At 64.8% G+C, this 16,927-nt stretch carries 15 protein-coding genes; 11 read left to right on the forward strand and 4 right to left on the reverse strand.

Annotated features, from left to right (window positions below):
• Nucleotides 1-55 precede the first annotated feature (55 nt).
• Nucleotides 56-886: a ribonuclease HII gene (gene rnhB / locus SO140_RS18680; protein ID WP_498541111.1), complete on the forward strand. Its 831-nt coding sequence runs from the start codon at nt 56-58 to the stop codon at nt 884-886.
• Between the two features lie 130 nt (nt 887-1,016).
• Nucleotides 1,017-2,525 carry a glycosyltransferase family 39 protein gene (locus tag SO140_RS18685; protein WP_449384022.1) on the forward strand — a complete coding sequence of 503 codons (1,509 nt, stop codon included), beginning with the start codon at nt 1,017-1,019 and terminating at the stop codon, nt 2,523-2,525.
• Nucleotides 2,526-2,631: 106 nt separating this feature from the next.
• On the opposite strand, the gene SO140_RS18690 is transcribed toward SO140_RS18685, so the two are convergent.
• Nucleotides 2,632-3,438: a uracil-DNA glycosylase gene (locus SO140_RS18690; protein WP_449384023.1), complete on the reverse strand. Its 807-nt coding sequence runs from the start codon at nt 3,436-3,438 to the stop codon at nt 2,632-2,634.
• A 135-nt stretch (nt 3,439-3,573) separates the two neighbouring features.
• Here SO140_RS18690 and SO140_RS18695 point away from each other — a divergent pair, with 135 nt between their 5' ends.
• The 3 genes from SO140_RS18695 (at nt 3,574) to SO140_RS18705 (ending at nt 8,224) form a co-directional block, all read left to right on the forward strand.
• Nucleotides 3,574-5,235 carry an electron transfer flavoprotein-ubiquinone oxidoreductase gene (locus SO140_RS18695; RefSeq protein WP_498541110.1) on the forward strand — a complete coding sequence of 554 codons (1,662 nt, stop codon included), beginning with the start codon at nt 3,574-3,576 and terminating at the stop codon, nt 5,233-5,235.
• 279 nt (nt 5,236-5,514) lie between these two features.
• A complete protein-coding gene (locus tag SO140_RS18700) occupies nt 5,515-7,311 on the forward strand; it encodes a tetratricopeptide repeat protein (RefSeq protein WP_449384025.1) in 1,797 nt (598 codons plus the stop codon).
• A gap of 28 nt (nt 7,312-7,339) precedes the next feature.
• Complete coding sequence (locus SO140_RS18705; protein ID WP_449384026.1) at nt 7,340-8,224, forward strand: 4-(cytidine 5'-diphospho)-2-C-methyl-D-erythritol kinase; 885 nt, start codon at nt 7,340-7,342, stop codon at nt 8,222-8,224.
• Between the two features lie 145 nt (nt 8,225-8,369).
• Here SO140_RS18705 and SO140_RS18710 read toward each other — a convergent pair whose 3' ends face one another.
• The 3 genes from SO140_RS18710 to SO140_RS18720 all read right to left on the reverse strand — a co-directional run bounded on the left by SO140_RS18710 (nt 8,370) and on the right by SO140_RS18720 (nt 11,023).
• Nucleotides 8,370-9,248 (reverse strand): alpha/beta fold hydrolase, encoded by an 879-nt coding sequence (locus SO140_RS18710; RefSeq protein ID WP_498541109.1) that lies wholly within the window; start codon nt 9,246-9,248, stop codon nt 8,370-8,372.
• A 19-nt stretch (nt 9,249-9,267) separates the two neighbouring features.
• Entirely contained in the window at nt 9,268-9,900 is a 633-nt protein-coding gene (locus tag SO140_RS18715; RefSeq protein WP_449384028.1) for a LysE family translocator, read from the reverse strand.
• Nucleotides 9,901-10,015: 115 nt separating this feature from the next.
• Nucleotides 10,016-11,023 carry a polyprenyl synthetase family protein gene (locus SO140_RS18720; RefSeq protein ID WP_498541108.1) on the reverse strand — a complete coding sequence of 336 codons (1,008 nt, stop codon included), beginning with the start codon at nt 11,021-11,023 and terminating at the stop codon, nt 10,016-10,018.
• 129 nt (nt 11,024-11,152) lie between these two features.
• On the opposite strand from SO140_RS18720, the gene SO140_RS18725 reads away from it, so the two are divergent.
• From SO140_RS18725 to glyS, 6 genes are all read left to right on the forward strand, one after another.
• Nucleotides 11,153-11,380, forward strand: coding sequence for a putative signal transducing protein (locus SO140_RS18725; RefSeq protein ID WP_449384030.1), 228 nt, complete (start codon nt 11,153-11,155; stop codon nt 11,378-11,380).
• On the forward strand, nt 11,373-12,149 hold the full coding sequence (locus SO140_RS18730) for a tRNA1(Val) (adenine(37)-N6)-methyltransferase (protein WP_498541107.1): 777 nt from the start codon (nt 11,373-11,375) through the stop codon (nt 12,147-12,149). Before SO140_RS18725 ends, SO140_RS18730 begins: the two co-directional genes overlap by 8 nt.
• Before the next feature lie 214 nt (nt 12,150-12,363).
• The gene (locus tag SO140_RS18735) at nt 12,364-13,272 is read left to right on the forward strand and encodes a S49 family peptidase (protein WP_449384032.1); all 909 of its coding nucleotides are present in this window, start codon (nt 12,364-12,366) and stop codon (nt 13,270-13,272) included.
• A gap of 104 nt (nt 13,273-13,376) precedes the next feature.
• Nucleotides 13,377-13,568 carry a hypothetical protein gene (locus SO140_RS18740; protein ID WP_027524294.1) on the forward strand — a complete coding sequence of 64 codons (192 nt, stop codon included), beginning with the start codon at nt 13,377-13,379 and terminating at the stop codon, nt 13,566-13,568.
• 219 nt (nt 13,569-13,787) lie between these two features.
• Complete coding sequence (locus SO140_RS18745) at nt 13,788-14,726, forward strand: glycine--tRNA ligase subunit alpha (protein WP_498541106.1); 939 nt, start codon at nt 13,788-13,790, stop codon at nt 14,724-14,726.
• Nucleotides 14,726-16,825, forward strand: a complete 2,100-nt coding sequence (gene glyS / locus SO140_RS18750) for a glycine--tRNA ligase subunit beta (RefSeq protein ID WP_498542922.1) — start codon at nt 14,726-14,728, stop codon at nt 16,823-16,825. The genes SO140_RS18745 and glyS overlap by 1 nt, the downstream gene beginning before the upstream one ends.
• Nucleotides 16,826-16,927: the final 102 nt, after the last annotated feature.

Below are 16,927 nucleotides of genomic sequence, written 5' to 3' on the forward strand. Positions count from 1 at the left end.
AATATCCGAGGTTCCCGGTTGCGCTGGCTGGACCTGCGTGCGCACGATCCCGACCATGATTCGGGACAAATCAGCCAGCAAGCCGGCAAAGGACGCCGCGAAGAAAGAGCCCAAAGCGGCCGCGAAGGAGCCCAAGGGAGCGGCCAAGGCCGCGAAGGGCGTCATCGCGATCGCGCCGCCGAGCTTTCGCCGCGAGCGCGCGCTGATCAAGCGCGGCATTTGGCCGGTCGCCGGCTGCGACGAGGCGGGGCGGGGGCCGCTGGCTGGCCCAGTGGTTGCGGCCGCCGTCATTCTCGACCCGAACCGGATCCCGCGCGGCATCGACGATTCCAAGCGCCTGACGGCCGAGGAGCGCGAAAGGCTGTTCGACAAGATCTGCGCAACCGCGCAGGTCTCGGTCGCCGTCGCCTCGCCCGCGCGCATCGACCGCGATAATATATTGCGCGCCTCGCTCTGGGCGCTGAAGCGCGCGGTGGTGGCGCTGCCCGAGGCGGCTCGTCATGTCTTCGTCGACGGCCGCGACAAGCTTGATACGGCCTGCGAATGCGAGGCGGTGATCGGCGGGGACGGCCTGGTGCTCTCGATCGCGGCCGCCTCGATTGTCGCCAAAGTCACGCGCGACCGGCTGATGTGCGCGCTGGCGGGTGATTGTCCGGGCTACGGTTTCGAGCAGCACAAGGGCTACGCGGTGCCAGAGCACCTGGATGCGTTGGATCGCCTCGGTCCATCCATCCACCACCGCAGCTTCTTCGCGCCCGTGGTCGCCGCGCGCGAGAAGCACATGCCCTGGACGGTCGAACCGAAACGCGACCTGTTCACGGCCGTGGATGATGCGGTTGTGCAGGTCGAGGCAGAGGTGCAGGTCGACGTTTCGGCCAATCTCTAGCAGCGGGTTTTCACCTCTATCCGTAAGAACAGGGAGAGGGAGAGGAGTTGGTTGCCACGGCGCGCAGCGCGCTTTATCAAACATGGACGCGCCGGCTTGGACGGGTTGGCTGCATCATTTCGGACCTTGCATGCGGTTTACCTCCCTGGTCATCGAGCTGATCCGCGCACGGCCGCGGCTGGTGGTGTGGATCGTGGTGCTGCTCCAGGCCGCGATGTGGCTGTTCGTGGCGCTGGTCTTATACCGCAGCCCGCCCGGCAATCTCGCCACGCTCCTCGCCTTCGGCCGCGAATATCAGGTCGGCACCGGGCTCGGGCCGCCGCTCGCGTTCTGGCTCGGCGACATCGCCTACCGCGCCGCCGGCAACCACATGATCGGCGTCTATGTGCTGGCCGAGCTCTGCGAGATCGCGACCTTCATTGCGCTCTATCATCTGGCGCGCGCCGTGGTCGGCACCCAGCAGGCGGTGCTCGCCGTGCTCTTAACCATGACCGTGCTGGCGTTCTCCTCGTCCGCGCTCGACTTCGGTCCGATGGTGCTGGCGCGACCGCTCTGGGCGCTGCTCCTCTTGCACTCCTGGCAAGTCGTCGGCCAGCGCCGCGGCAATGCCTGGTTCGCCTGGTCGATCGCTTCCGGGCTGCTGCTGCTGACGACGCCGGCTGCCATCGGCCTGTTGTTGCTGCTCGTCATCTTCGCGGTCGCGACCGAAGGCGGTCGCAAAACGCTGCGCGCACTCGATCCGGTCTATGCGCTCGTCGTCGTTGCCGTGCTGGTGCTGCCTTATGCGATCTGGCTGCTGCGTGCCGAGACGCTGTCCATGCCGGCCTTGCCGCAGGTTGAGGATTTGAAGGCAAGCGCGATCAACACGGCCTGGCTGTTCGGCGGCCTCGTGCTCGGCGCGGTGGCAATCCCGGTGTTGACCTTTCTCAACACGACTTGGTTCGCCGGCAAGAGTGAGGACGCCCCGATCATCTACCGGCCGTCGGTCGAGCCGCTGGGGCGTCACTTCGTCTACTTCTTTGCGCTGGCTCCCGGGCTTGGCACCGTGTTGATCTCCGGTCTGTTCGGGCTCGATAGCGTGGCGGGCGGGGCAGGCCTCGTACTGCTGATGTCGGGCCTTGCCGTAATCGTCGCCGCCGGCGATCTGATCGCGATGCGCCGTGCCCGCGTGCTGCGCACGGTGTGGGCGGCTGCCGTCGCCGCGCCCGCCGCGGGCATCGTGCTGGCGGTTCTCCTGATGCCGTGGATCGGGACCAGCGAGATCACGACCTCGATGCCGGCGCGTGCGATCTCGGACTTCTTCGACGACAGCTTTGCCCGCCGCACCAACCAGCGTCTGCGCGCCGTCGCCGGCGAGACGCAGCTTGCCAGCCTGATCGCGCTGCATTCCGGCCGGCCGCATCTCCTCATCGACGCTGAGCCGCAGCGTACGCCCTGGTTCACGCCGGCCAGGTTCAGCGAGACCGGCGGCGTCGTGGTCTGGCGCGCCTCCGACACCGCCGGCACCCCGCCGCCGGAGATTGCAAAACGCTTCCCCGGCATCGTGCCCGAAGTGCCGCGCGCCTTCGAATGGCTGGTGAACGGCCGCCAGCCGCTGCTGCGCATCGGCTGGGCCATCGTGCGCCCCAAGGGGACTTAGTTCGGACATCGTAGGGTGGGCAAAGCGAAGCGTGTCCACCGCTTTTGTTCATGTGCGGAGAGATGGTGGGCACGGCGCAAGAGCGCCTTTGTCCACCCTACAAGAGCTATCCCGCCAGCACCTTCGCGATCGCGCGCAGATCCTGCCAGGCCAGCCGCTTGTAGGACGGAGAGCGCAGCAGATAGGCCGGATGGAATGTCGGCAGCGCGCGGATGACGCGCGCGCCTGTGTCGTAGTCGAACCAGCGGCCGCGCGTGCGCATGATGCCCTCACGCGTTGAAAGCAGCGTCTGCGTCGAGGGATTGCCGAGCGTCACCAGCACGTCGGGATTCACGAGCTCGATCTGGCGCTGGATGAAGGGCAGGCAGGTCTGCGTCTCCTGCGGCGTCGGCGTGCGGTTGCCCGGCGGCCGCCACGGGATGACGTTGGCGATATAGGCCTTGCTGCGATCGAGTCCGATCGCGCCGATCATACGGTCGAGCAGCTTTCCCGAGCGCCCGACGAAGGGCAGTCCTTCGATGTCCTCATCACGACCCGGCGCCTCGCCGACGAACATGATGCGCGCTTCCGGGTTGCCGTCGGCGAACACCAGCCGCGTCGCAGTGTTCTTCAAAGCGCAGCCGTCGAAATTCTGCATCAGCTCGCGCAGTGCCTCCAGCGTTGGTGCGGTCCGCGCCGCCTCGCGCGCTGAGGCGATCGCAACGTCAGGTGCGGGCGCGGCCTCGCCGCGCGTCACCGCAGGCGCTGCAACGGGGCGTGGCGCCTCGACCGGCTGAACCGCGCGCGCGACCGGGGGCGGCGCTTCCGGTTCGGCGAGCCGATCGATCGGTTCCTCGGCAAGCGCGCAGTCGACGCCCGCCTCCAGATAGAAGGCCAGCAGTTCGCGGACGGTGGGGGCGGGTTCGCTGATCATGGCAACTTATGACATTTAGGTCAGTTTAGGGGGCCTTGCATCCCAGCGAAACGCATTTCCGAGGTTGTCCTGCCCGGAAAAATCGGAAACAAGGGGGCGCAAACGACCAGGGACCGTCTCAAGGGCTGAGATCAGATGAGCACCGAAGAACTTCCTCCGCGCGAATCCATGGAATTCGACGTCGTCATCGTCGGCGCCGGTCCCTCGGGTCTTTCGGCCGCGATCCGGCTGAAGCAGCTCAACGCCGACCTCAACATCGTCGTGGTGGAGAAGGGCTCGGAAGTCGGCGCGCATATTCTCTCGGGTGCGGTGATCGATCCCGCCGGCCTCGACAAGCTTATTCCCGACTGGCGGAATGATCCCGACTGCTCGCTGAAGACAGAGGTCAAGGACGACCGCTTCTACTGGATGACGGCGGGCGGCGCGATCAAGCTGCCGAACTTCCTGATGCCGCCGCTGATGAACAATCATCATTGCTATATTGGCTCACTCGGCAATGTCTGTCGCTGGCTGGCGCGGAAAGCCGAAGCGCTCGGCGTCGAAATCTATCCGGGCTTTGCAGCCGCCGAAGTGCTCTACGACGAGAACAGTACGGTGAAGGGTATCGCCACCGGAGACATGGGCATCGGCAGGGACGGCAAGCCGAAGGATTCCTTTACCCGCGGCATGGAATTGCTCGGCAAGTACACGCTGTTCGCCGAGGGCGCCCGCGGCTCTCTCTCCAAGCAGCTCATTGCCAAGTTCGCGCTGGACGCGAGCAGCGAGCCGGGGAAATTCGGCATCGGCCTGAAGGAAGTCTGGCAGATCGATCCGGCCAAGCACCAGAAGGGGATGATCCAGCATTCCTTCGGCTGGCCGCTCGACATGAAGACCGGCGGCGGCTCGTTCCTCTACCATTACGACGACAATCTCGTGGCCGTCGGCTTCGTCGTGCATCTCAACTACGACGATCCGTATCTGTCGCCGTTCGACGAGTTCCAGCGCTTCAAGACCCATCCCTCGATCCGCGGCACGTTCGAAGGCGGCAAGCGGCTCGCCTATGGCGCGCGCGCCATCACGGAGGGCGGCTACCAATCGGTGCCGAAGCTCAGCTTCCCTGGCGGCGCGCTGATCGGCTGTGCGGCAGGTTTCGTCAACGTGCCGCGCATCAAGGGCGTCCACAACGCGATGGGCTCGGGCATGCTCGCCGCCGAGCATGTCGCCGCCGCGCTCGCGGCCGGCCGTGCCAATGACGAACTCGCCGAATATGAGAACGCGTGGCGCTCATCCTCGGTCGGCAAGGACCTGTTCCTGGTGCGCAACGTCAAGCCGCTATGGTCGAAGTTCGGCACCGTGCTCGGTGTCGCGCTCGGCGGCTTCGACATGTGGTGCAACACACTGTTCGGTGTCTCGCTGTTCGGCACGCAGTCACACGCCAAGCCCGACCGCGCCACGCTCGATCCTGCGAAAAGCCATGCACCGAAAAACTATCCGAAGCCGGACGGCAAGATCTCCTTCGACAAGCTGTCGTCGGTGTTCCTGTCCAACACCAACCATGAAGAGGACCAGCCGGTTCACCTGAAGGTTGCGGACATGGACCTCCAGAAGACCTCGGAGCACGACGTCTTTGCCGGCCCCTCGAACCGTTACTGCCCGGCCGGCGTCTATGAATGGGTGGAGGAGGGCGCGGCTCCGCGCTTCCAGATCAACGCCCAGAATTGCGTTCACTGCAAAACCTGCGACGTGAAGGATCCGAACGGCAACATCACCTGGGTTCCGCCGGAGGGCGGCGGTGGGCCAAACTACGAGGCCATGTAGGATTCGGGCAAACTGCCGCACGATTGCGTGAGGGCAGTGACCGGAGACACGGTCCGTGGCCACGATAAGGCCATAGTAAAAGCGTCTTGGGCAGGATCTTGGGGCGGACAGGACCGGTAGGGGCGAGCGCCGAATCGGCTTCCGAAAACCCCGCCGAATCCTTGCGATTGGACGCCAAAAGCGGCATTGTTCCCCGCCACGACGGTTCCGGGTCCCGATGCCACCGGTCGCGTTTGCAAGCGAGACGACCCCGACTTTCCAAACTTAAGGCGAGCCCTGATGTTTTCAAATCGTTTCAACCGCTGGACTGCTGCTGCCATCGCCCTTGCCGGTTCTGCGATCGTGGCGGTCCCTGGCGCGGTCTTGGCGCAGACGCCGGATCATCCGGCCGACACGGCGGTGCAGTTTCCGACCCGGAATGATTTGAAGTCGCTCACCGGCGCGGGCAGCTATCTCGCCGCGCGCCACGCCAGCGTCGAACGCGACGCCTCGTCCGCGGCCGCCTTCTACCGCTCGGCGCTGCGTACCGATCCCAAGAACAACGAGCTGCTCGACCGCGCCTTCATCTCCTCCGTCGCGGATGGCGACATCGACGAAGCCGTCAAGCTCGCCGAGCGCATCCTGACGATCGACAAGTCGAACCGCGTCGCGCGCCTCGTGGTCGGCGTGCACGATCTGAAGCTGAAGAAATATGCGACGGCGCAGAGCAACATCAACCAGTCGATCCGCGGGCCGATCACCGATCTGGTCGCGACGCTGTTGTCCGGCTGGGCTGCTTATGGCGCGGGCGACTCGAAGGCTGCCGTCGCCAGCATCGACAAGCTGACGGGCCCGGAATGGTATCCGCTGTTCAAGGACCTCCATGCTGGCCTGATCCTCGAGCTCGCCGGCAAGGAGAAGGACGCCGGAACCCGCTTCGAGCGCGCCTACAAGCTCGACGATTCCATGCTGCGCATCACCGAAGCCTATGCGCGCTGGCTGTCGCGCAACAAGGATGCGGCCGCCGCGACCACCGTCTACGAGGCCTTCGACAAGAAGCTCGCCCGTCATCCGCTGATCCAGGAAGGCCTGCGCGAGACCCGCGCCGGCAAGAAGATGCCTCCGCTGATCGATTCCGCGCAAGGCGGTGCGGCCGAAGCGCTTTACGGCATCGGCGCCACGCTGACCCGCCGCGGCGGCGAGGATCTTGCGCTGGTCTATCTCCAGCTTGCGCTCTATCTCCAGCCGAGCCATCCGCTCGCGCTGCTGTCGCTCGCCGATCTCTATGAATCGGTGAAGCGGCCGCAGATGGCGATCAAGGTCTATGAGCGCGTGCCGGCGAACTCGCCGTTGAAGCGCAACGCGCAGATCCAGCTCGCGGTCGATCTCGACTCCGCCGACAAGACCGACGAGGCGATCAAGATCCTCAAATCCGTGGTCCTGGAAGATCCGAAGGATCTCGAAGCCATCATGGCGCTCGGCAATATCGAGCGCGGCCGCAAGAAGTTCGGTGATTGCGGCGCGACCTATTCGCAAGGCGTCGAGGTGCTGCCGGCCGGCGCCGACAAATCCAACAGCGTCTGGTACTACTACCGCGGCATCTGCGAGGAGCGCTCAAAGCAGTGGGGCAAGGCGGAAGCCGACATGAAGAAGGCGCTCGAGCTCCAGCCCGACCAGCCGCATGTCCTCAACTATCTCGGCTATTCCTGGATCGATCAGGGCGTCAATCTCGATGACGGCATGAAGATGATCAAGCGCGCCGTCGAGCAGCGGCCTGACGACGGCTACATCGTCGACTCGCTCGGCTGGGCCTATTACCGCATCGGCAATTACGAGGAGGCGGTGAAGAACCTCGAGCGTGCGATCGACCTGAAGCCCGAGGATCCCACCATCAACGACCATCTCGGCGACGCCTACTGGCGCATCGGCCGCACGCTGGAAGCCAAATTCCAGTGGTCGCATGCGCGGGATCTGAAGCCCGAGCCGGACGACCTGCCGAAGATCGAGGCCAAGATTGCCAATGGTCTGACCGACGACAATTCGAATTCTTCGGCCGCGCAGGCCGAGAAGAAGAAGGACGACGGCAAGGGCGGTTGATCCAAAAAGGGGCAGGGGTTGGTCGCCGATGTCGGCGTTGATTGAAGAAGGACGGGCGAAGGTCAATTTGAGCCTTCGCGTCGTCGGTCGTCGCACCGACGGCTATCATGATCTCGAAAGCGTGGTCGCATTCGCCGATTGCGCCGATCGTCTCACGCTCGAGCCCGGAAGTGAGCTGAAGCTCACCACCACGGGCCCGTTGGCTGCAGCCTGTGGCGACACCGCCGACAATCTCGTGCTCAAGGCGTCAAGGCTTCTCGCCGAAGCCGTGCCGAACCTGAAGCTCGGTGCCTTCGCGCTCGACAAGGTGCTGCCCGTTGCAGCCGGTATCGGTGGCGGCTCTGCGGATGCTGCGGCCGCCTTGCGGCTGCTTGCGCGCCTCAACAATCTGTCGCTCGATGATCCCCGCTTGCAGGAGGTCGCGCTTGCGACCGGCGCCGACGTGCCGGTGTGCCTGCTCTCGCGCGCCTGCGACATGACCGGCGTCGGCGAGCAACTCCTGCCGCTGATGCTGCCGAGCATGCCCAGTGTGATGGTGAATCCCCGCGTGCCGGTGGCGACCAAGGACGTGTTCCAGGCGCTGGGCCTGCGCAACGGCGAGCTTCTGGTCGGCGCCACCGACGTCCTTGAAGCGCCGGCCTGGCCGGAGGGGGGTGCCTCGACCACAGACTGGGTCGACGTCCTCTCGACCGTTGCCAACGATCTCGAAGCCCCCGCAATGCGCATCGAGCCCGTGATCGGCGAGGTGCTGGACGCCTTGCGCGCCTGTGCTGGTGTCAAGCTCGCCCGCATGTCGGGTTCGGGCGCGACCTGCTTTGCGATCTTCGGCGACGCGGCACACGCTCACGCCGCAGCCGAAACGATTCGCCGTGATCACTCCGGCTGGTGGGTGCATGCGGGGACGTTGAGCTAGCTGCTTGCAATGACGTGGATGTAGCCGGGTGCCGAGCACTCGACTACCGTGGGGAAGGCGCGACAGCGCCGTGCCCACCATGCATCGACGTCGCGTAGTAGAAGTGGTGGGCACGCTTCGCTTTGCCCACCCTACAGCAGATGAGCTAGCCTGCGCCTTCCTCTGTCACGCCTAAAAACCGCTTGATCGCACCTAACACCTCTCGCGGCCGGTCGTGATGCAGCCAGTGTCCGGCGCCGCTGATCGTCTCGATGCGCGCTTTCTGGAAATAATTCTCGAGGCCTGCCGCCTTGGAGCCGGCGAGGAAGCTTTCGTCGGCATTGAGGAGCAGCGTTGGACAGGCGATGCGAGCCCACAGCGCGACGTGATCATCTGGCCATAGCCGCTGCGGCGCAGTCACGCGCTGGTAGGGATCGAACTTCCAGCGATAGGTGCCATCGTCGTTTTGGCGCACCCCGTGCGTTGCGAGGTGCAGCGCCAGCTCGCGCGACAGGCGTTTGTTGTAGGTTCTCATCTGCGCCGCAGCGTCCTCGATCGTGCGATAGGAGCGGGGGGCGCGGTCGTGCAATTTGTCGAGCTGACCGACCCATTTGGTGATGCGTTCGGGCGTGGGGGCCCTTTGCGCATCCGGCAAGACCGTCACGCCGTCGAGAACCACCAGCGCGGATACCTGCTCCGGAAACGATCCCGAATAGATCAGGCTCACCATCCCGCCCATCGAATGGCCGATGAGGATCACCTGTTGCGCGGCGATGGCGCGGACGAGCTGGGCCAGATCGTACACATACTCGGTCAGCGCGTAGCTGCCGCCTTTGGTCCAGTCGGAATCGCCGTGCCCGCGAAGGTCGGGCGCGAGCACGTGAAAATGCGGCTGCAACGCGCGGGCGATGACGTCCCAGCTGCGGCAATGGTCGCGCCCGCCATGGACCAGGATGACGACTGGCGCGCCTTCGTTGCCCCAGTCGGCATAATGCAGCCGCAGGCCGTGAGACTCGTAGAAGCGACTTTTTGGGGCGAGCACCATGCCACGGCCCTGCGGTGCGCTAGCTCTGCACGGGCCGCCTCGCCAGCGCGAGCGAGAGGCCGAGACCTGCGATGAAGATGCCGGAGCCCTGGGTGAGGCGCTGCATGAGACGCGGCCGACCGATCAATTGCGCGCGGGTGAGGGAGGCCATCAGCACGACAACGACATCGGCGAGCGTATTTAGCGTCACCGAGATCGCGCCGAGCAGGATGAACTGCAGCGTGGGGCTGGCGGCGGACGGATCGAGAAACTGCGGTATGAAGGCCAGGAAGAACGCCGCAGTCTTCGGATTCAGAGCCTCTACCAGCACGCCGTCGCGGAAGGCGCGCTTGTCGCCGACGGGCTCACGCTCCAGCGATTGAAGCTGGCCCGCGCTGCGAACCGTCCGGATGCCGAGCCAGACGAGGTACATCGCGCCGCCGAACTTCACGGCGGCGAAGAGCTCGGCGCTCGCAAGGATGATGGCGGAGATGCCGAGGCTGCCCGCAACCACGTGGACCATGCCGCCGAGCGCCGTGCCGGCAGTCGAGACAAATCCGCTCGCACGCCCTTCCGACAAGCTCCGTGCCGCGACGTAGAAGATGCCGGGACCGGGAACGAGTGCAATGACGAGGGCGGCAGCGAGGAACAGCCAGAAATTCGTGTCGATCATTTGCGCGGAGACCGGTAGAGCATGATCCGGAAAAGTGTGGAGCGGTTTTCCGAAAAGATCATGCTCGAACAATGACCTAAAGCGCGATGACGATTCATCCCAATTTCATCGCGCTTTAGTGAGACCGTGCGAGGCAGAACGCCACGACCTGCTCCAGCGCGCTCTTCATCGGCGAGGACGGGAACAGCGCCAGCGCATCCACAGCCATGGCGCCGTAATGCTGGGCGCGGCTCAGCGTGTCCTCGAGCGCACGGTGCTTGTTCATCAGCCCGATGGCGTGATCGAGATCGGTGTCCCCAATCTCACCGCGCTCCAGCGCCCTTATCCAGAAGGCGCGCTCGGTGTCATTGCCGCGGCGGAAGGCGAGCACCACCGGCAGTGTGATCTTGCCTTCGCGGAAATCGTCGCCGGTATTCTTGCCGAGCTTGGCGCTCTTGCCGCCATAGTCGAGCACGTCATCCACGAGCTGGAAGGCGATGCCGAGATTCATGCCGACCGAGCGGCAAGCGGTCTGCTCGGCCTTCGGGCGGTTGGCGAGCACCGGCCCAACCTCGCAGGCGGCCGCGAACAATTCTGCGGTCTTGGCGCGGATCACGGCGAGATATTCGTCCTCGGTGGTCGCGGTGTTCTTGGCGGCCGCGAGCTGCATCACCTCGCCCTCGGCGATCGTCGCGGCTGCTGCCGAGAGGATGTCGAGCGCCCGCAACGAGCCGACCTCAACCATCATGCGGAAGGCTTGTCCGAGCAGGAAGTCGCCGACCAGCACGCTGGCCTCGTTGCCCCAGAGCATGCGTGCCGACAGCTTGCCACGGCGCATCTCGCTCTCGTCGACGACGTCGTCGTGCAGCAGGGTTGCGGTATGCATGAACTCGACGGAAGCGGCGAGCTTGATATGGCCGTCGCCCGCGTAGCCGGCGAGGTTGGCCATGGCGAGGGTGAGCATCGGCCGCAGGCGCTTACCGCCGGAGGAAATCAGGTGGTTGGCGACCTCCGGGATCATCGTCACCTCGGAGCCGGTCCGCGACAGGATGGTCGCATTGACCCGTTCCATGTCGGGGGCGACGAGGGCAACCAGCTCTTCGATCGACGCGCCGGGAGTTTCGAAAGGTACGATTACGGCCACGCCGGTCTCCAATATTTGCCCGGGAAGGGCTATTCTGATCCAAAGACAATAGAAACTGCGGACGGACGCGGCAAGTGCCGCGGAACCATTGACATTTCCGCCCACCCCGCGTCAGGCAGGAGGCTCGTTTTGCGCGAACTGGTTCGGACCAACGACATGGTGCTGGTGTCGGCGATAGGCGCGTTGCTTGACGGCGCCAATATCCACCATCTGGTGCTGGACCAGAACATGAGCATCATCGAGGGCTCGCTCGGCATCCTGCCGCGGCGGATCCTGGTCCATGAGGACGACGCCAGCGCGGCGCGGCAGCTCCTCACCGAGGCCGGCCTGAGCCACGAATTGCGCGGCGATGACTGAGCTCGCCCCGAACGTCGATGATGTCACCGAGGACGCGTTCCTGGACGGGCAATTGCGGCTGATGCAGAAGCGGTCCGGTCACCGCGCCGGTCACGATGCGATCCTGCTGGCCGCGGCGACCGCGGCCAAGGCCGGCAACCGCGTCGTCGATTTCGGCGCCGGCATCGGTGCGGCGGGGCTGGCGCTGGCGCGGCGCGTCCCCGGGGTCAGCCTGATGCTGGTCGAGATCGATCCGGAGCTTGGCAGCCTCGCGCGCGCCAACGCGGCCGCGAATGCGATTGAAGCCGAGGCGATCGTCCTCGACGTCACGGCCGGTTCGGAGAGCTTCGCGGCAAACGGCCTTTGGCCTGACAGCGTTGACGTCGTCCTGATGAATCCGCCCTTCAACGATGCCGTGCGCCATCGCGGCTCTCCGGACCAGGCGCGTCACGTTGCCCATGTGGCGACCACGGAGACGCTGCATGCCTGGGTGCATGCAGCGCGGCGCATTCTCAAATCAGGTGGCGCGCTGACCTTGATCTGGCGCGCAGATGGGATAGCAGACGTACTGACAGCGCTGTCACGCGGCTTCGGAAGCCTCTCGGTGTTGCCGGTTCATGGCGACGCGGAGAAGCCTGCGATCCGTGTGCTGGTCCGCGCCATCAAAGGCAGCAGGGCGCCGACGCGCATCCTGCCGGGCCTGATGCTCAACGAAGAGTCAGGCGTGCCTAAAAAAGAGTTACGGGACGTACTTTCGGGGAGGGCGGTGCTGCCGCTGGCGGCGGCTTGAAAATCTACTGGGGAAGCGAGTTCGACTGCTGGTCCTGCGCTGTGGTGAAGCGAATCGCCGTGAACAGCGCACCCATCAGCATCATCAGCAGATAAATCTTCATGTCGTTCTCCGCTGCCTCATTGCAGCCTCCTTACGGAGACTTTGCAAAACACGTTCCAGGCACTTCCAATGACAGTCGCGTGATAAGAAATGGTAAAGACGAGGTAACGGCATGGCCGAACAATTGAACGATCCCAACACGTCCGGCCTGATCGACAAGTTCGTGGAGTATCTTCCGGCGCGCTTTCGCCCTGGCGCTGCGGTCGTGCCGGTGGTGCGGCTCTCCGGGGTGATCGGCGCGGTAACGCCGCTGCGGCCGGGCATGACGCTCGCAGGCATCGCGCGGGTGCTGGAGCGCGCCTTCTCATTCCGCAACGCCAAGGCGGTGGCGCTCGTCATCAACTCGCCGGGCGGTTCGCCGGTGCAGTCGCGCCAGATCTATCTGCGCATCAAGCAGCTTGCGGCCGAGAAGAAGCTTAAGGTCTTGGTGTTCGTCGAGGACGTCGCGGCGTCCGGCGGCTACATGATCGCCTGCGCGGGCGACGAGATCTTCTGCGATCCCTCCTCGATCCTCGGCTCCATTGGCGTGGTCGGCGGCAGCTTCGGCTTCCAGGAGGCGATCAAGCGGCTCGGCATCGAGCGGCGGCTCTATACCGCCGGCGAGCACAAGGCGATGCTCGATCCATTCCTGCCCGAAAACCCTGATGACGTGGCGCGGCTGAAGAAGCTTCAGCGCGAGATCCACGCGATCTTCATTACGCTCGTGAAGGAGAGCCGGGGCGCGCGCCTGAAGGGCGGCGAGGACACCCTGTTCACCGGCGAATATTGGGCGGGCGACACTGCGATCTCGCTGGGCCTTGCCGACGGGATCGGCGACCTCCGCTCAACTCTTCGTGCCCGCTATGGCGAGAAGGTTCTCACCCCCGTGATCGCCCAGCCGACCGGGCTGCTGTCCGGTCTGTTTGGCCGCAAATCACCCGGCGCAGGCCAGCTTTCGGCCCTGGAAGGGATGGCTGGGCTGCCGGAGGAGCTGATTTCGGCGCTGGAAACGCGGGCGATTTGGGCAAAATTCGGGTTCTAGCAGGAGCCGGCCCGCGCCATTTGGTCCGAACCAAGCCAATTGCGGCGCGGGCTCGTCTGCGCGAGAATGCGCGTGGGGGCTGAGCATTGAACAAGGATCGACCGATGCCGCCGTTCGTTGCATTCGCGGGCGTCCTGGGCGGGCTAGCCGTGGTCCGCTGGGCCTACAAGACCGCAGTCCGGATCAACCAGGAACTGGAGGAGATGCGCCTGTCGCGCGTCGCTGAAGCCGCGCGCATGGGGGAAATCCAGACGCTGAAGCGCGACCCGGTCACCGGGGCGTATCGCCCGGGGTAGCTGCGCTGCCGTAGGGTGGGCAAAGCGAAGCCGTGCCCACCACTTCTGATGCGGTTAACGAAAGATGGTGGGCACGGCGCAAGAGCGCCTTAGCCCACCCTACTGCATCGTCGCGGGATGATGGGCTGTTTGCCCCAATCCGCCCTTTGCCTTGATTCCCACCGCCGCCGTCGATACGGTCCCGCGCGATTCAACCCCCCGCGAAAGCCTGACCTGACGATGGACGCTTCCTTGCCCGCCCATATGCGCCCGGACCGCTCGTTCCAGGGCCTGATCCTGGCGCTGCAACGCTATTGGGCGGATTACGGCTGCGTGATCCTCCAGCCCTACGACATGGAGGTCGGCGCCGGCACCTTCCACCCTGCGACCACCCTGCGCGCGCTCGGCCCGAAACCGTGGAATGCCGCCTATGTGCAGCCCTCGCGCCGGCCGAAGGACGGCCGCTACGGTGAGAACCCGAACCGGCTCCAGCACTATTACCAGTTCCAGGTGATCCTCAAGCCGTCGCCGCCGGACCTTCAGGAGCTGTACCTGAAGTCGCTCGCCGCGATCGGCATCGATTCCACCGTGCACGACATCCGCTTCGTCGAGGACGACTGGGAGAGCCCGACGCTGGGCGCGTGGGGGCTGGGGTGGGAATGCTGGTGCGACGGCATGGAAGTGTCGCAGTTCACCTACTTCCAGCAGGTTGCCGGCGTCGAATGCGCGCCGGTCGCGGGCGAACTCACCTACGGGCTCGAGCGGCTTGCCTGCTACCTGCAGGGCGTCGACCGCATCATGGACCTCAACTTCAACGGCCGCGAAGGCGACCAGAAGGTCACCTATAAGGACGTCTTCTTTCAAGCTGAGCAGGAATATTCGCGGCACAATTTCGAATATGCCGACACCGCGATGCTGTTCGAGCAGTTCAAGATGGCCGAGGACGCCTGCAAGAAATATCTCGCGGCCGGCTGGCGCGAAGCCAGCAACCGCAGGGAGCACCTGATGGCGCTGCCGGCCTATGACCAGTGCATCAAGGCGAGCCACGTCTTCAATCTGCTCGATGCACGCGGCGTCATCTCGGTCACGGAGCGGCAGAGTTACATTTTCCGGGTGCGCGAGCTTGCAAAGGCCTGCGGCGAGGCCTGGGTGCACACCGAAGCGGGCGGAGTGGCCTGATGCCCGATTTGCTGCTGGAGCTGTTTTCCGAGGAAATCCCTGCGCGCATGCAGGCCAAGGCGGCCGACGACCTGCGCCGCATGGTCACCGACAAGCTCGTGGCCGAAGGCCTCGTCTACGAAGGCGCCAAGGCGTTTGCGACCCCGCGCCGCCTCGCGCTCACCGTGCACGGCATCCCCACGCGCCAGCCTGATCTGAAGGAAGAGCGCCGTGGTCCGCGCGTTGGCGGACCTGAGCCCGCGATCCAGGGATTCTTGAAAGCCACGGGCCTTGCCTCGCTGAGCGAGGCGAAGATCCAGAGCGACAAGAAGGGCGACTTCTACATCGCGCTGATCGAGAAGCCGGGCCGCGCGGCGATCGATGTGATCGCCGAGATCCTCCCCGTCATCATCCGCACCTTCCCCTGGCCGAAGTCGATGCGCTGGGGCGCGCGCTCGGCCAAGTCGGGTTCGCTGAGCTGGGTGCGTCCGCTGCACGCGATCACCGCGACCTTCGGCCTCGAGACCGAAGAGCCTGACGTGGTGAAGTTCTCCGTCGACGGCATCGAGACGGGCCAGACTACCTATGGTCATCGCTTCCTGGCGCCAGCCGCGATCAACGTGCGCCGCTTCGAGGACTACGAGGCGAAACTGCTCGACGCCAAGGTCGTGCTCGATCCGGAGCGCCGCAAGGACTCGATCCTGACCGACGCCAAGCAGCTTGCCTTTGCGCAGGGCTTTGAGCTGGTCGAAGATCAAAACCTGCTCGACGAGGTCGCGGGCCTCATTGAATGGCCGGTCGTGCTGATGGGATCGTTCGATCAGGAATTCCTGTCGATCCCGGCTGAAGTGATCCGCGCCACCATCCGCAACAACCAGAGGTGTTTCGTTGTGAGCGATCCCAAAACGGGCAAGCTCGCGAGCAAGTTCATCCTGGTTGCGAATATCGAAGCGGCCGACGGCGGCAAGGCGATCGTCTCCGGCAACGAGCGTGTGATCCGCGCGCGGTTGAGCGATGCGAAGTTCTTCTACGACACCGACTTGAAGACGAAGCTCGAGGACCGGCTGCCGAAGTTCGAGCACATCGTGTTCCATGAGAAGCTCGGCACGCAGGCAGAGCGCATCAAGCGCATCGAGCGCCTGGCGGCCGAGATTGCGCCGCTGGTTGGTGCGGATGTTGCGAAAGCAAAGCGCGCCGCGCATCTGGCCAAGGCGGATTTGCTGACGGAAGTCGTCGGCGAATTCCCGGAAGTTCAGGGCCTGATGGGCAGGTACTACGCGCTCGCGCAGGGTGAGGACGCGTCCGTCGCGGCCGCGTGTGAGGAGCACTACAAGCCGCAAGGGCCGGCGGATCGGGTTCCGACAGATCTGGTCAGCGTGGCAGTCGCGCTGGCGGACAAGATCGATACGCTGGTTGGCTTCTGGGCGATCGACGAGAAGCCAACGGGATCGAAAGATCCGTATGCGTTGCGTCGTGCGGCGCTGGGTGTGATCAGGCTGATTGCCGAGAACACGCTGCGCCTGTCGCTCCTGAAGGTGGCGGCGTCGGCGCTTGCCGGTTTGTCGATGAAGCCCGCGGATGCGCAGAAGATCCCGAACGATCTCCTCGCTTTCTTCGCCGACCGTCTCAAGGTCCAGCTCCGTGAGCAGGGCGCGCGTCATGATCTCGTCGACGCCGTGTTCGCGCTCGGCGGCCAGCACGACCTCCTGATGATCGTTCGCCGCGTCGAGGCGCTCGGCAAGTTCCTTGACAGTGACGACGGCAAGAACCTGCTCGCCGGTACGAAGCGCGCCGGCAATATCCTGTCGATCGAGGAGAAGAAGGATAAGCGCACGTTCGACGGCGCGCCTGATGCGGCGCTCTACAGCCTGCCTGAAGAGAAAGCGCTGGCTAAGGCGATCGGCGAGGTGAAGGCGGAGGCAAGCGCTGCCGTCGCCAAGGAAGATTTCGCCGGCGCGATGAGCGCAATGGCAAAGCTCCGTCCGCCGGTCGATGCCTTCTTCGACAAGGTCCGCGTCAACGACGAGGACCCGAAGGTGCGCGAGAACCGGTTGAAGCTGCTGAACGAAATTCGTAGCGCCACGCGCGCGGTGGCGGACTTCTCGAAGATCCAAGATTGATCGAAGATCCAAGATTGACGATCTCGTGCCCCGGCTGCTGCGCAGCGCGCCGCCCTTTGCGGCGTGGTGCGCTGCTGATCCGGGGCCCATGCCGTGTGCACT

The sequence above is a fragment of the Bradyrhizobium sp. UFLA05-108 genome (assembly GCF_059803455.1).

What these genes read in the sequence shown, in the direction of transcription:
- rnhB (WP_498541111.1), top strand. Translation starts at nt 56, where the DNA reads ATGATTCGGGACAAATCAGCCAGCAAGCCGGCAAAGGACGCCGCGAAG.
- SO140_RS18685 (WP_449384022.1), top strand. Translation starts at nt 1,017, where the DNA reads ATGCGGTTTACCTCCCTGGTCATCGAGCTGATCCGCGCACGGCCGCGG.
- SO140_RS18690 (WP_449384023.1), bottom strand. Translation starts at nt 3,438, where the DNA reads ATGATCAGCGAACCCGCCCCCACCGTCCGCGAACTGCTGGCCTTCTAT.
- SO140_RS18695 (WP_498541110.1), top strand. Translation starts at nt 3,574, where the DNA reads ATGAGCACCGAAGAACTTCCTCCGCGCGAATCCATGGAATTCGACGTC.
- SO140_RS18700 (WP_449384025.1), top strand. Translation starts at nt 5,515, where the DNA reads ATGTTTTCAAATCGTTTCAACCGCTGGACTGCTGCTGCCATCGCCCTT.
- SO140_RS18705 (WP_449384026.1), top strand. Translation starts at nt 7,340, where the DNA reads ATGTCGGCGTTGATTGAAGAAGGACGGGCGAAGGTCAATTTGAGCCTT.
- SO140_RS18710 (WP_498541109.1), bottom strand. Translation starts at nt 9,248, where the DNA reads ATGGTGCTCGCCCCAAAAAGTCGCTTCTACGAGTCTCACGGCCTGCGG.
- SO140_RS18715 (WP_449384028.1), bottom strand. Translation starts at nt 9,900, where the DNA reads ATGATCGACACGAATTTCTGGCTGTTCCTCGCTGCCGCCCTCGTCATT.
- SO140_RS18730 (WP_498541107.1), top strand. Translation starts at nt 11,373, where the DNA reads ATGACTGAGCTCGCCCCGAACGTCGATGATGTCACCGAGGACGCGTTC.
- SO140_RS18735 (WP_449384032.1), top strand. Translation starts at nt 12,364, where the DNA reads ATGGCCGAACAATTGAACGATCCCAACACGTCCGGCCTGATCGACAAG.
- SO140_RS18740 (WP_027524294.1), top strand. Translation starts at nt 13,377, where the DNA reads ATGCCGCCGTTCGTTGCATTCGCGGGCGTCCTGGGCGGGCTAGCCGTG.
- SO140_RS18745 (WP_498541106.1), top strand. Translation starts at nt 13,788, where the DNA reads ATGGACGCTTCCTTGCCCGCCCATATGCGCCCGGACCGCTCGTTCCAG.
- glyS (WP_498542922.1), top strand. Translation starts at nt 14,726, where the DNA reads ATGCCCGATTTGCTGCTGGAGCTGTTTTCCGAGGAAATCCCTGCGCGC.